The organism is Giesbergeria sp., assembly GCF_028686475.1.
Lineage (GTDB): Bacteria > Pseudomonadota > Gammaproteobacteria > Burkholderiales > Burkholderiaceae_C > Simplicispira.
Window position 1 is genome coordinate 1 of sequence record NZ_JAQUCA010000017.1, and the last position, 14,766, is coordinate 14,766.

General features: G+C 55.7%; 9 protein-coding genes. 5 read left to right on the forward strand and 4 right to left on the reverse strand.

All coding sequences use genetic code 11. The features are described 5' to 3' along the window. The first annotated feature begins 206 nt into the window (after positions 1–206). A complete protein-coding gene (locus PHX60_RS11285) occupies positions 207–2,099 on the forward strand; it encodes an ATP-binding cassette domain-containing protein (protein WP_300077522.1) in 1,893 nt (630 codons plus the stop codon). On the opposite strand, the gene PHX60_RS11290 is transcribed toward PHX60_RS11285, so the two are convergent. From PHX60_RS11290 to PHX60_RS11300, 3 genes are read right to left on the reverse strand one after another with little or no spacing between them, the layout of a single operon-like run. Beyond that, positions 2,088–2,993: a DUF2817 domain-containing protein gene (locus tag PHX60_RS11290; protein WP_300077525.1), complete on the reverse strand. Its 906-nt coding sequence runs from the start codon at positions 2,991–2,993 to the stop codon at positions 2,088–2,090. The two genes, PHX60_RS11285 and PHX60_RS11290, sit on opposite strands and share 12 nt — an antisense overlap. 1 nt (position 2,994) lies before the next feature. After that, positions 2,995–3,465: a CoA-binding protein gene (locus PHX60_RS11295; RefSeq protein WP_300077528.1), complete on the reverse strand. Its 471-nt coding sequence runs from the start codon at positions 3,463–3,465 to the stop codon at positions 2,995–2,997. 60 nt (positions 3,466–3,525) lie between these two features. Then, a complete protein-coding gene (locus PHX60_RS11300; protein WP_300077531.1) occupies positions 3,526–5,748 on the reverse strand; it encodes a thioredoxin family protein in 2,223 nt (740 codons plus the stop codon). A gap of 97 nt (positions 5,749–5,845) precedes the next feature. On the opposite strand from PHX60_RS11300, the gene PHX60_RS11305 reads away from it, so the two are divergent. After that, the gene (locus PHX60_RS11305) at positions 5,846–6,718 is read left to right on the forward strand and encodes a creatininase family protein (protein ID WP_300077534.1); all 873 of its coding nucleotides are present in this window, start codon (positions 5,846–5,848) and stop codon (positions 6,716–6,718) included. Positions 6,719–6,731: 13 nt separating this feature from the next. On the opposite strand, the gene PHX60_RS11310 is transcribed toward PHX60_RS11305, so the two are convergent. Continuing rightward, a complete protein-coding gene (locus PHX60_RS11310) occupies positions 6,732–7,049 on the reverse strand; it encodes a hypothetical protein (protein WP_300077537.1) in 318 nt (105 codons plus the stop codon). Positions 7,050–7,264: 215 nt separating this feature from the next. Here PHX60_RS11310 and PHX60_RS11315 point away from each other — a divergent pair, with 215 nt between their 5' ends. From PHX60_RS11315 to PHX60_RS11325, 3 genes are read left to right on the forward strand one after another with little or no spacing between them, the layout of a single operon-like run. Next, positions 7,265–9,316 (forward strand): UvrD-helicase domain-containing protein, encoded by a 2,052-nt coding sequence (locus PHX60_RS11315; protein ID WP_300077540.1) that lies wholly within the window; start codon positions 7,265–7,267, stop codon positions 9,314–9,316. A 39-nt stretch (positions 9,317–9,355) separates the two neighbouring features. Further along, positions 9,356–14,581, forward strand: coding sequence for a DUF4011 domain-containing protein (locus PHX60_RS11320; protein WP_300077543.1), 5,226 nt, complete (start codon positions 9,356–9,358; stop codon positions 14,579–14,581). Positions 14,582–14,584: 3 nt separating this feature from the next. Next, complete coding sequence (locus PHX60_RS11325) at positions 14,585–14,716, forward strand: hypothetical protein (protein ID WP_300077546.1); 132 nt, start codon at positions 14,585–14,587, stop codon at positions 14,714–14,716. Positions 14,717–14,766 lie beyond the last annotated feature (50 nt).

Sequence of the window (14,766 nt, forward strand, 5' to 3'; positions counted from 1 at the left end):
AAAAAACTTTGCCAACACTGGAAACCTGCATCAAACCAAAACCCACTTGCTGCCAGTTGCTTTTCTTGTGACAGAAGGGCTTGGTTGGCAGCAAGGGCGTGATTGTAGCAGGGGTTTTTGGCGCTTTCGCGTTTTAGCAGCTTGGGTAAGGCTGCTGCTGGGCGGTGGTAGCGCACCTAGGGGACGGGGCACGGATAATCGGACGTATGGCACTGATTACCTTACTTAACGCGCAGCTGGCCTTCGGGCATGTGGCTCTACTAGATCACACTAACTTCTCTTTGGAGACGGGGGAACGGGTGGGCTTGATTGGGCGCAACGGCGCTGGCAAGTCTTCTTTATTGAAAATTTTGGGGGGACTGGCCCAGCCTGATGATGGCAATAAGCATGTGCAGCAAGGCGTTCGGATTGCCTATGTGGCGCAAGAACCGGAGCTGGATGCGGATACGTCGGTGTTTCAGGCCACCTCGGAAGGCTTGGCCACGGTGATTGCCTTGCGTGAGGAGTATCTGGAGGGCAAAGAGGGGGTCGATTTGGATGCTTTGCAAACCCAGATTGAAGCCTTTGACGCTTGGAATTGGGAGCAGCGGGTGGAAGAAACCCTGCAACGGCTGCACCTGGACCCGCAGGCACGCATTGGTGATTTATCGGGCGGAACCAAAAAACGGGTGGCCTTGGCACAGGCGCTGGTGACACGGCCCGATGTGCTGCTGCTCGATGAACCTACCAACCATTTGGATTTGGATTCGATTGAGTGGCTGGAAGGTTTGCTGCTGGACTTTCCGGGCAGCGTGGTGACGATTACCCATGACCGCAGTTTTTTGGACAATGTAGCCACGCGCATTGTGGAGCTAGACCGGGGCAATCTGCGTTCTTATCCCGGCAATTTTGCCCAGTACCAACTGCACAAGCAGGAACAACTGGCGCAAGAAGAAACCATTTCGGCCAAAGCCGACAAGTTACTGGCCCAAGAGGAGGTTTGGATTCGCAAAGGGGTGGAGGCCCGACGCACGCGCAGCCAAAGCCGCATTGCCCGTTTAGAAGCCCTGCGCGCGCGCCGCAGCGCACGCCGCGAGACTTTGGGCAGTGTGAAGATGGATTTGGCCTCGGGTGCGCCCAGCGGCAAAATTGTGGCCGAACTGGAGCATGTGTCCAAGACTTTTGGCGATAAAACCGTGGTACGCAATTTCAGTGGCACGATTTTGCGTGGCGACAAGGTGGGCTTGATTGGCCCGAATGGTGCCGGTAAAACGACGCTGCTGAAGATGATTTTGGGCGAGTTGGCCGCTGATAGTGGCCGGGTACGGCAAGGGGCTAACTTGCAGGTGGCCTACTTTGACCAGATGCGCCATGCCGTGGATTTGGATGCCACGCTGGAGGATTTCATCAGCCCCGGCAGCGAGTGGATTGAGATTGGCAACCAGCGCAAGCATGTGAAGAGTTATTTGGGCGATTTTTTGTTCTCGCCAGCGCGCGCGCATTCGCCAGTGCGTTCGCTGTCGGGGGGGGAGCGCAACCGCTTGCTGTTGGCGCGCTTGTTTGCCCGTCCGGCCAATGTGTTGGTGTTGGATGAGCCGACCAACGATTTGGACATTGAAACGCTCGATTTGCTAGAAGATTTGCTGCAAAGCTACGAGGGCACGGTGTTTTTGGTCAGCCACGACCGGACGTTTTTGGACAATGTCGTGACCAGCACGATTGCTTTTGAGGGCGATGGCCTGTGGCGGGAGTACGAGGGCAGCGTGCAAGATTGGCTGGTGCAGTCGCGCCGCAGCCGCGAGATTGCCGCTGCTAACGCAAACGCTACGGTGGCAGCGCCCCCAAAAACCCCCGAGGCTCCCAAAGAAGCTGCCAACACAGCACGCGAACCAGCCGCCAGCAAGCGCAAATTGAGCTACAAAGAGCAGCGCGAGTTGGAGCAGTTGCCGCAGCAAATTGCAGCCTTGGAGGCTGAACAAAGCCGTATTCAGGCGGAATTGGCTGATGGCACGTTGTACAGCACCGATGCCGCCCGCGCCACCGCTTTGCACGCCCGCGAAGGTGAAATTGAAGAGGCGTTGATGGCGGCCTTGGAGCGCTGGACGGCGTTATCGACCTAAGGGGGCGCTCATGAGGCGCTCGCTCATCCAGCGCAGCAAATCGACCCACATTTGGCGCATTTCGGCCTCGCGTGGGGTGGTTTTGGCACTGGCCAACTCTACCGTGACTACGGGCATCGCTTTGTGTACGCCCGCGTAGTGGCCCAAGCTGCCGGGGTAGATGCCTACTTGGTCTAAGTAGAGTCGGCCTAAGCGTGAGGGCGGCGTGATGGGGCCATCAAAATCCAACACGCCATAGGGCGCGTGCAAACTGACGATGAGGTGCGGCTTGAATTGCTGCATCTGCTTGTGCAGGTAGCGGCTTTCTGGCTCGGACAGGGGTACTTTGCCGGGCCAGCGGCGTGGGTCTTTACCGGTGCGTTGCGCCCAATAGCGTGGGGCATCGCGCTCCCATTCCGGGGTGGGGAAGTTACGGTTTAAGTCCACCCCGTTGGCGTTGGTGCGCCGAGGCCGCGCCATCAACAAGCCATCGGGGTTGAGGGCCGGAATAAAGCGCCAATGTACCGGCTGGGGCAGTGCAAAAGCACCGTCGCGCGCCCAGTGCAACCAATGCAAAGCCACCGAGGAGGAGGAAGGCTCATCGCCGTGCATACCGCCAAGGACCAGCACGCGAAGTTGTGGCGTTTCTGTGGGTAACACATCGGTGAGCAAAATGCGCCGCCCTTGCACCGAGCGTGCGGCACTGGCGTTCAGCCCAGCTTGCTGGCATTGGGCCAAGGTGACATTGGGCAAGCGGCGCACCAGCGCTTGGCATTCTGGCGTGACCGAAGCTGCTGTGGGGGAGGACACCGGGCTTTCGGGTGCCGCCCCAACGGGCGTGCTAACTCCTACGGCCCACAAACTTGCGAGGGTAGCGCGCAAAGCACAGCGCTGGAAAAAAGACCAAAAACGCATCTCAGAATGGGCCTGTGGCGTGCAGGCGTTGGTGTTCTACCAAGGTGCAGCGGTCTTGCACTACCTGCAAACCAGCGGCACGGGCTTGGGCGGCGGCTTCGTCGTGGCGAATACCCAATTGCAACCACAGGCATGGTGCGCCAATGGCAATGGCTTCTTGGGCAATAGGTGGCACATCGGCACTGTTGCGAAACACGTTCACCATATCAATGTGAATGTGCTGGGCAGCCAGGGCTTGGGCCGCTTGGCTAAGACTGGCATAGCAGGGCTGGCCCAAAATGGATGCGCCCGCTTGGGCGGCTACCGGATTAATGGGCACGATGCGGTAGCCTTGCTGTTGCAGGTACTGGGCGACGTGGTAGCTGTCGCGGTGCGGCTTGGGCGATAGGCCCACCACAGCAATGGTGCGGCATGGCGCGAAAATGGCGCGCAAGTGCTGGTCTGAGTTGTCTAAATTTTGCAGATGGGGCATAACAGTAGGCAATTTTTAAGGAACCATCAGGGGTGCAGGGATGGTAGCGCTGCCATCAGGTTAGAGCGCCTGCAAAGCCGTGCGTACCTCTTGCACGCTGAGTATTTCAGTCAATACGACCGGCGCACGCCCCGGTGCATAGAGCACATAAACTGGCACTCCACTACGGCCCAGTTGGGTCAGGGCCGCAGTGATGGCAGGGTCGCGCAGTGTCCAATCGGCGCGCAACAAGGCTACCTTACGTGCGGCAAAATCATCCAGCAAACTGGCATCGGCCAAGGTGGTGCGCTTGTTGTATTGACAGGTAACGCACCATGCCGCCGTGAAATCCACAAACACCGGCTGCCCGGCGGCACTCAATTCAGCCACGCGCTGCACCGACCACGGCTGCCAATGGGCTTGACTGGCATCGTTGGGTGCAGTGTTCTCTACGCTGGCCCGGATAGGCTTGGATTGGGTGATGTAAGGCCCCAGCACCACCAACAGCCAACCGCTCCACAGCAGCAATATACCGCCCCACCACCAACGGCTACGCCCCGGCAAAGCAAATGCCCACACCAGTGCAGCCAAGGCGACTAACAAGGAGAGTAAGGCACCAGCGCCATCCATGCCCGTTTGCTGGCCTAACACCCAAACCAACCACACCACCGTGGCAAACATCGGAAAAGCCAGCGCCTGGCGGAAAGTTTGCATCCAAGCCCCTGGATGGGGCAGGCAGCGCACCACGGCGGGAATCCAAGCCGCCAGCAGATAGGGCAAGGCCATCCCGAAACCCAGTGCAGCAAACACCGCCAGCGCCTGCCAACTAGGCAACGCTACCGCCAAGCCCAGCGAAGCCCCCATGAACGGCCCCGTACAAGGCGAGGCCACAGCCACGGCCAGCACGCCAGATAAAAAAGCATCGGCCACGGGATGGCGCACCTGCATACTGGCCAAGCCAGAGGGCACAAACTGGCCAAACTCAAACAACCCGGCCAAATTGAGGCCCATCAGGGTGAACAAAGCGGCTAACGCGGCCACCACGGCAGGCGATTGCAACTGAAAACCCCAACCCAGTTGCTCGCCAGCAGCACGCAAAGCCAGCAGCAGCCCGCCCAAGGCCAGAAACGACAACACCACACCAGCGGTATAAGCGGCACCGGCCAAACGCTGCGCCCGCCGCTCCTGTCCGTGGCGAGAAAATCCCACCACCTTCAGCGCCAAAATGGGAAACACACAGGGCATCAAATTGAGCAACATGCCGCCCACCAAACCACCCAGCAAGGCCAAGAGCCAAGTGCTTGCAGGCACTGCTACGGCGGGAGGTGGAGCAACCGGGTTGCTGGCCAAGGCGGCAGCCAAAGCTGGCGACAGTTCGGCACGGGCGGCGGGGGTCCATTGGCCTTGGATGGAGGCCAGCATGCGCCAAGCTGCACCTGCCAAAGTAGCACCGGGGGCATAGGTACTTTCAACCACCAAGAGCAGAGGCAAACGGCTGATGTTTTCCCCTCGGTCAGGCGAGAGGGGCAGGCGGGCAGTCCAGATGGCACCGTCCCAAGTTTGCGTCCAACGCGGGTCTGCTTGCGCCATATGCTGCAACACAGCGGGAGTCTCTGGTAACAACAACAAGGTTTGCCCATGCACCGAGGCAGGCAAACCGGCCACACGCACTTGCAAATGTTCGCCATCCACTTGGGCGCTGGCCTCGCCCGCCAAAGTAACAGGCTGGGTAGCCAACTGCTGCTCAAAAGCAGCGCTGTGCAAGGCTGTGGAACCCTGCACTGGCAGCGCCAAGGTAAATTGGCCTTCTTCGGGGATACATTCCACACGGCACACCAACCAGCTGGCGCGCAGGCGCACGGTGATGTTGCCACTGCCCAACAAGGGCGGCTTAAACAGCGGCGTTACCTGCACGGGCACTGCCAGCAGCAGCTGGCCTTCATAGCCATAGTTGACCAAGGTTTCAACCGGAATGGGGCGCGGAACGGGCCAAAGGATTTCGCCAGCGTCTAAGCCAGCGGGTAGCTCCCAATGCAGCTCGGTGGGCAAACCAGAATCGCCGGGATTTTTCCAATAGCTGTGCCAATTGGGTTGGTGCGTGAGTTGCAGCCCTAGCCACAACGGTTGGCCCGGTGCAATCCCTTGCGGGGCGTGGGCGATGAGTTCAGCGCGCACATGGGGCGTGGTAACGACGCTGCTGGTAGCTGCGCTCAGGCCAGCTTGGGCCAGCGCCAGCGGACTACAAAGACTGGCAGCCAGCCACAACACAATAGAGAAAAATCGAAAAAAAAGAGGATGCAGCATGGTGGTCAGTCGGAGCCACAGACATCCGTTTGGTTCCAGCCAATGGCAACGGGGGTGGGCCGTTGCATGGTAGCCGAGAGGGCCGACAATCCCCGTTATGCGCCACCCACCAGCCCCTTTTATTTCTGCCCACGGCTTGCCCTCGCGTTTTTGGGCCGCGCTTTCTACACACGACTTTGCCCAGCTTCAGGCCAGCGGCATGGCGCAAGAGATTGTGGCCGTGTTGCCTGTGGCAGCAATAGAGCAGCATGGGCCACATCTGCCACTCTCGGTAGATGCCGCCTTGCTGCAAGGGGTGATAGATACCGCGCTGGCACAACTACCCGCCGAATTGCCAGTGTTATTTTTACCAGCGCAAAACCTCGGCCTCAGCACCGAACACCGTGATTTTGCTGGCACCCTGACCCTCTCGCCAGCCACCTTAATCGCCGTATGGACAGAAATCGGCCACTGCGTGGCCCGTGCGGGGGTACGGAAACTGCTGCTGCTCAACGGCCACGGCGGCCAAGTCAGTGTGATGGATATTGTGGCGCGGCAATTGCGCCAAGAGTGCCGTTTGCTGGTGTATAGCGCCAGCTGGTTTAGCCTGCCGCTGCCCGATGCGGTATCCGGACAATTCAGCGCGCACGAACACCGCTTTGGCATCCATGCTGGGGATATTGAGACTTCTATGATGTTGCACTTGGCCCCAGAGACGGTACACATGGAACGGGCGCAAGACTTCCCATCAAGCTCTTATGAGCGCTCGCAACACTATGCGCTGCTGGGCAATGGCAAAAGCGCCAAACTGGGTTGGGCCATGCAAGACTACCACCCAGCAGGTGCAGTGGGCAATGCCGCTGCCGCCACTGCCGATAAAGGTCGGGCGGTAGTCCAAGCAGCCGCGCAGGCACTGGTGCAATTGCTGCAAGAACTGCACCAGTTGCCTTTGACTACCTTGGTATCAGCCCCCGGCCACTTGGCGGGCTAACACCTTTAACCCATCACTCTTGCCAATCAGCGTGCTTTTCACACAGCCGGTTGGTCGATTTACCTTTGGAAGACTCGGAGAATTTCACCAAGTTGCCTGCAAAATCATCGGGGGTTTCGTTCCACATGCAGGTACACCAAGCTTGGGCCTTGGTCTGACCGCGCACGGGGCTGGCCTCGTCGCCACCCTCGTAGAGCTTGGCAGCGTAGCGCAGGCACTGGCGGTATTGGGCATCATCAGAGGGAGGGCGATTGTAATCAGTGGCGGCGAAAGCGCTGCTGCTGAAAACCAGCCACAGGGCAGATGCGGTCAGTGCAATGGTCTTTTTCATGGAAGGGCCTCTTCAAAAAAGGCGTAAGTTAATGGTAAGTTGATAGAAAAAGACTACCCTACAGGCGCTAAACACCTATAAAAGCAATCGACAACTATGTTAGCGATTGCCACCGTGCGTAACAGGATTTTTTTGCAGCGTGGCAAAAAGCAGACATTTTTTTGCTGGGTATCATTGCGCGCGCTTTTGCTTGCCTTCTTCCCTGCTTCCGCTTTATGTCTGTTGGTCTCAATCTTGCCCAGCTTCAGGCTGTCCACTACACCCACGGCCCTTGTTTGGTGCTGGCTGGTGCTGGCTCGGGCAAAACCCGTGTGATTACGCACAAAATTGCCCATTTGATTGAACAGGGACTGGCCCCGCGCCGCATTGCCGCCATCACCTTTACCAACAAGGCCGCCGCTGAAATGCGCGAGCGCGCCCAAGGCTTGATTGGCCGCCGGGCCAAAGAGGTGCTGATTTGCACCTTCCATGCACTCGGGGTGCGTATGGTGCGCGAAGATGGCCAAAGGTTGGGCCTCAAACCGCAGTTCAGCATTTTGGACACCGACGATGTGACCAGCATCCTCAAAGATGCCGCCGGTGGCACCACCGATGCCGCCACCGCCCGGCAGTGGCAATGGGCCATCAGTCGCTGGAAAAACCAGGGTCTCAACGCCGCCCAAGCCTTGGCACAAGCACAGGATGAACAAGAACGCAGCACCGCCGTACTCATGGCGCGCTACGAAGAGCGCCTGAGTGCCTACCAAAGCGTCGATTTTGACGATTTGATTAGCCTGCCGCTGAAACTCCTGCGCGATTTTCCAGAGGTGCGTGCCAAATGGCAAACCCTGTTGGGCCATGTGCTGGTGGATGAGTACCAAGACACCAACGCCACCCAATACGAGCTGCTCAAATTGCTGGTGGGCGAACGCGGCCACTTTACCGCCGTGGGCGATGATGACCAAAGCATCTATGGCTGGCGCGGTGCCACCTTAGACAACCTAAAAAAGCTGCCACAAGATTTTCCGGCACTCAAGGTGGTGAAGCTGGAGCAAAACTACCGCTCCACCAGTGCCATCTTGCGCGCGGCCAATAACGTCATCCAGCCCAACCCCAAGCTGTTCCCCAAAACCCTGTTTTCGGAATTGGGCGAAGGCGAACCGGTGCGCGTGGTCGATGCCGACAACGAAGAACACGAAGCCGAGCGCGCCGTGGCACGCATCCAAAACCTGCGTGCCAGCAGTAATCCACCACCCGATTGGCGCAGTTTTGCCATTTTGTACCGTGCCAACCACCAAGCCAAACCGTTTGAAAAGGCACTGCGCAAGGCCAATATTCCCTACAAAGTCTCGGGTGGCACCAGCTTTTTTGACCGCGCCGAAATCAAAGACCTGTGCGCTTGGTTTAGGCTGTGGATTAACGCCGACGACGACCCGGCCTTTTTACGTGCCATCAGCAGTCCCAAACGCGGCATTGGTCACACCACCTTAAGCCAATTGGGCAACTTTGCCAGCCAGCACAAGCAAAGCATGTTTGAGGCACTGTTCAATGGCATGTTACCGGCCGCCATCCCCAAACGGGCCTTAGAAGACTTGCACGAGTTTGGCCGCTATATCAATGATTTGGAATACCGCGCCCGCCACACCCACGGGGCCGAGGCGGCACGCACTTTTCTGCAAGAGTGGTTGCAAGAAATAGGCTACGAAAAGCACCTCTACGAGGGCGAAGAAAGCGAAAAAGTAGCCGCTGCCCGCTGGACCAATGTGCTGGATTTTTGCGATTGGATGGCGCAGCGCGCCGGTGGTGAACTGGACGAGGCCGCAGGCGATGTCATCACCACGCAAAGTAAAAGCCTGCTGGAGGTAGCGCAAACCATCGCTTTGCTGTCCACCATCTCAGAGCGCGAAAAAGACCAAGACATGGTGACACTGTCTACCCTGCACGCCTCTAAGGGGCTAGAGTGGCCGCATGTGATTTTGGCAGGCGTGACTGAGGGCATGTTGCCCTTCAAGCTCGATGAGGACGAGGACGGGGCCGAGATGGTACAACGCCTACAAGAAGAGCGCCGCTTGATGTATGTGGGTATCACCCGCGCCCAACGAACGCTGACCGTGGGTTGGAGCAAAAAGCGCAAAAAAGGGCGCGAGATGGTCAAAGCACAACCGAGCCGCTTTATTGCCGAAATGAAGCTCAACCAAGCGCCAGTGCAAGAAGATTACCGCGAAAAACTGCGCGCACTGCGGGCCGAGTTTGCTGCGCGGGCGGCAGGCACCATCCCATTCCGGTAAAACGCTTGCCACTCCGGCTTGCCAGAAAGGATGTATTTGATGCCAGAAATTCTAGAACACAACGCAGATATTCATCAAGCATCCCAGTCCGGACTGTTCTCCGGAAAAGTGCCGATTGAGGCTGTCCTCAAGGAATTACGACTGCGTTTGCTGGACATGACTGGCCGCAACCGCTTGGTTAATTTCAAGCACAGTCCGGGCAAGTCCTTGCAGTTTGTACATAGCACGATTGACGGTACGTTCAAACGGCTAACTGAACAAAACAACCGCGTCGCCATCACCCCACTCCCGGAACCGGACAGAAACGAGTGGGTACAAAAAAATGGCCGTTTAGCCAGACCTGATTCAAAAGACTGGGCCACCAGTCTCGGCATTCCGACCAGCTACATATTCACAGAAACAGCAGGGCTCTATCCTCTGAGTGCAGCTGACCTGCAAACCCTTTACTACGCCGAAGACTTAGGAAAGCACTGCCGTAAGCTCGAACGCGAGGCTAGGTTGGCCATTGAGGAAACTGGTGCCAACATGCTTTACTTGGTGGCTGGGTTCCTCGAATTCCCTGAAGCCCCCAACAGCAAAAAGCGCTATCTAGCGCCGCTGCTGTGCATTCCAGTATCTATATCGAAAATCGACAAGGGACAATACTCCAGCTTCTACCTCAATCACACCGGAGAAGAAGTCTCTGACAACTTGTCTCTACGAGAAAAGCTCAAGCGTGACGTCGGTTTCAACTTACCCGAATTCGATCCAGAGGGCAATGAATCCGCAGAGGACTACCTAGAGCGAGTCAACCAAACCGTGAGGCGGCTGCCCGACTGGAGCGTCAAGCCCATGTTGACTTTGACACTCCTTTCATTCAGCAACATGCTATTGGTGCGTGATCTGGATCCAAACAAATGGTGTCAAGAAGGACAATTCAACTCTCTCGTTGAGCATCCTTTGATCAAACAGGTGTTTGAAGGAAAACCATCCGATGGTGAACCCCAATACGCCGATGAATACCCAATCGATGAGCACCCTAAAGGGGATCTGCCGCTGATCTTTGACGCGGACAGTTCGCAACACAGTGCCCTGATTGACATTCTTGAAGGTCATAGCCGTATTATCGAAGGCCCTCCCGGCACAGGCAAATCGCAAACCATCACCAACCTGATTGCGACAGCGCTTCAAGCTGGCAAAAAAATTCTTTTTGTCGCTGAAAAGCTTGCTGCCTTAGAAGTTGTCAAGTCTAGGCTCACGCAGGCAAGGCTATCGCCATTCGTGCTTGAATTGCACAGCAACAAAACCAACAAAAAACGGATTCTTGAAGACTTAGATGCCAGAATTCGTTTAGATCTCCCACAAGCTCACGATCTGCCAGATTTGTTGCAACGCCATGAGGAAAAGCGCAAGGAACTCAAAGCCTATGCTGACTTGATGAACACCAAAGTCGGGAATCAGCTTGACCTGACTCTGCACCAAATCATGTGGCGTGCAGAGCGACACCGTTTGCAAGGGGGAGAGTCTGCACAAGCCGTTCAAGCAGTTGAATACTTCGCTGCCCCCAGAACATCCCCGGTTCTGTTTGCTGATATTTGCGACTGCCTTCGCCATCTTGCCACCCAGCTGGACTTGATTGGAACCTATGGGCCTGAGCACTCTTTATGGGGATTTTTTCCAAAAGATCTGTCCCCAGAACAAGACTTGACTGTCCAGCGAATGCTCAATGACTACGCCAAGCGCTTTACTGCTTTTGCTCAGACAACCTATGAAGCTGCGGAATTTCTGGGTGGCGGCAACCTCAACCTCAGCGCTCAAGGTGCCGAGAAGCTCTTGGACATCCTTGACAGGATTGCGCCAACCAATGTAAGCGAGGCAGATCTTACCTATCTGCCAAAGTTGTTTCCGGTAGATGATCCAACAGGGCGCAACAGTCTTGCCCTGTTGCAAAGCATTCAAATCCAACTTTCGCGACTTGGAGAGCTATCAAAGCAAGTTTCTCAGAGACTTCAAAATCCGGTGTCTGCCTGCGACGATGTTTTGGCAACGGCCAAACAGCAGGTTGAGGACGCTAAGATTTTCGGCTTGGAAAATACATGGTGGACAAGTCTGTCAGAAACAGGCGCTCAACTATCGAAAGCAGCCAGATTAGCCGATGATGCCCTCAGAAAGTTGCAGCAAACCGCCCAGAATGCAGGGCTTCCACTGACAGACCAAAGCTCCGACTTGGCAGTGCTAAAGGCAGCCGCAAAGGTTGCTGTCAATACACCGATGGAGATTCTGAACTACCGACATGCCGGACTGAATCTGCCCATCGCGGTAATTAAGCTCAAAGAAGGCTTGGCAAAAAGCACAGCTTTTTTGGATGTGAGGGCGCAAGCAGAGAGTCTGATGTACCTAGACGCTCTGCCGCCCGAGCCAGAACTGATAGAGGCTGTTCGTACGTTTCGTGAGGGCGACGCTTGGTATCGAATTTTTCAAGGTAGATGGCGTAAAGCACGAAGATTGCACACGGCGCTGTCTCGTAACAAGGCCAAGCGGTCTAGCGCTGCTTGCTTGAAAGACTTGGAATTACTTGTTCAACTCAACTCGGTACGAAACGAGCTGAAAAATGACCAGACCCTGAAAGAAATTGCCGGAGTGTGGTTTGATGCTGAAAAAACACCTTTTGACGAACTCATCGCACTGGCAGAATGGTTAGCCAAAGCTCGGACTATTCTCGACAGCGCAGGCGTACCAGTTGAAACATTTGACCCGCTGACAGCAAAGCAGCTTGTCCTCGAATCATTACGGGCAAATACGGCGGACATAGACCACGGCTTGACCTCCTTAGACGAGCTTCAAATCCTTGCACGCACAGCTCTGACGGATGCTCAACCCGATGTGCTCAAAAACACTGATGCACCCGCATGGCTCCTCAGAATCGAAACTTGGAGACATGCGGCCAAAGTAGCCTTGGCAAGCCATGACTTTGCTCAGAGTGTCTTGCTACCAAGTGTGTCTCTCCAACAAGGGCTGATTGCGCTGCAAGCCAGTCAAGAAATACCAAACCTAGAAGCGCAGTTAGAAGCTAATACAACCGCCAAGTTACTGATAGGCCCACGGTTCGAGGGAGTACAAACTAATTTGGTGCCAATACTTGCCGCCCACACCTATGGCTCCTTGGTCAAAAAGGCTGGCTTGCCCAAAGTCATCGAAAGCGTGCTGATTTCTGAGCAGTGTGCAGAGAACTACGCATTGCTCAAAAAATACACGGCAGGCATCAAGCAAGGATGGCAAGACAGTATCGATTTTGGCAAGGCGATGTCTGCTTATGGCAGCTTCGAGCCAACACAATGGGTTAACCCCAGTAACAAAGCAAACTCCACATATGCCTCTGACTTAGCAAGGAAAACACAAACTGCTGCAGAGAGTCTCGGCAGTCTGCTTGCTTGGGTGCAGTATGTCGCTACCCGAGAGCAAGCCTTGGCATTTGGTTTAGATGAATTTGTGCGAGGTCTTGAAAATGGTATGGTGGCACCGGCACTGCTGGAACATGCGTTCGCCTATCGCTTTTATGCAACGCTTGCTAAAGGGGTCTTTGACAGAATCCCCGCCCTCAAGCAATTCAGCGGAACTCGGCACAGCGCGGTGCGTAGAGAGTTTGCTGCGTTAGACAAGCAAATCATCGAGCTACGAGGGTTACAAGTGGCGCAGACATGCGAAGAGCAAAGCGATCCACCAATAGGCCAGCATGGAGCACGGGTAGGTGACAAAACAGAAATGAAGCTCCTTGAACACCTAATTTCCCTACAACGGCCTCGTGTGCCAGTGCGGCAAATCATGAAACGCGCAGGCAAAGCCATTCAAGAGCTGAAACCATGCTTCATGATGGGGCCTCAGGCAGTAGCGCAGTTTCTGGAGCCGGGGCAGTTCCATTTCGACATCGTTGTGATGGACGAAGCATCGCAGTTGCGCCCCGAACAAGCCATTGGCGCGATTGCCCGTGGCGCTCAGTTGGTAGTGGTGGGTGACCCCAAGCAATTGCCGCCCACGTCTTTCTTCTCACGCATGTCGCTTACAGATGGCGACGGAGACAGCTTAGGCCAGCTGGTGACATCTGATGCAGAGAGTATTTTGGATGTGTGTATCGCTCACTTCCAACCTGTCCGCACATTGCGCTGGCACTACCGATCCCGCCATGAGTCACTGATTGCGTTTTCTAACCAACATTTCTATCGCGGCAACTTGGTGGTGTTCCCTTCACCGTTTCCACAGAGCAAATCGCTAGGTCTGAGTTACCAGTACGTGCAAGATGGTATCTACGAAAACCAGATGAACCATGTCGAGGCCCATCGGGTAGTGGACGCAGCCGTAGACCATATCATTCACCGGCCAGATGACTCGCTGGGCATCGTCACGCTGAACATCAAACAGCGAGATTTGGTTGCAGAACTTTTAGAAGAACGTCTGCATAACCTGCCACAGGCTGCCCACTTCCAAGAAAAATGGGAGGCTGAAGGCTTAAGCTTATTCGTGAAAAACCTAGAGAACGTTCAGGGTGACGAGCGTGACTGCATCTTGATATCCACAACCTTCGGTAAAGCCAAAGGGACGGAAGTGGTGCGCCAAAATTTCGGGCCTATTAGCCGTGAAGGGGGCTGGCGGCGGCTAAACGTATTGTTCACGCGCGCCCGCAAAGCAGTCGCTGTGTACAGCTCAATGCAACCAGAAGACATTGTTTCTGACAGTCGTACACCCGAAGGTACTCGGGCATTACGCAACTACCTTGAGTTTGCGCGTAATGGTGTACTTTCTGTTGACAAAGAGACGGGGCTTCCCCCGGACAGTGATTTTGAGATCACCGTCATGGATGTACTTCGCACCAAGGGCTATGAAGTCACACCCCAGCTTGGTGTAGCTGGGTTCAGAATCGACATTGCGGTTCGGCATCCCCACCAGCTTTCAGGGTATCTCGCAGCCATTGAGTGCGATGGTGCCTCATACCATTCTGGCGTTTCGGTGCGAGACCGAGATCGCATCAGACAAGAAATCTTGGAAAGCTTGGGCTGGCGCAATAAGATTTGGCGTATTTGGTCAACAGACTGGTTCCGCAATCCATTAGTCGAAACACAGCGTATGTTGCAATTTCTTGAGAACCTGCGCCACACATCTGTTTCAGATCAGTTAAGTGCCTCAGTGCCAGCGAATTTACAAGCTAACCACACTGACAAGGACAGTGGGCAAAACCAATGGATTACGGTTCCAAATGAGTCATCTGGCCAAGCACAGATGCTCTTTGACTGAAACGTGACAGACGTTCTTTTTGATATTGCCGAAATGAAGCTCAACCAAGCGCCAGTGCAAGAAGATTACCGCGAAAAACTGCGCGCACTGCGGGCCGAGTTTGCTGCGCGGGCTGCCACAGCCCCGCGCTTCTAAACCGAATGGGAGCAACATCCACAGCTTTTTGCCGGGTTTATTCGACGTTT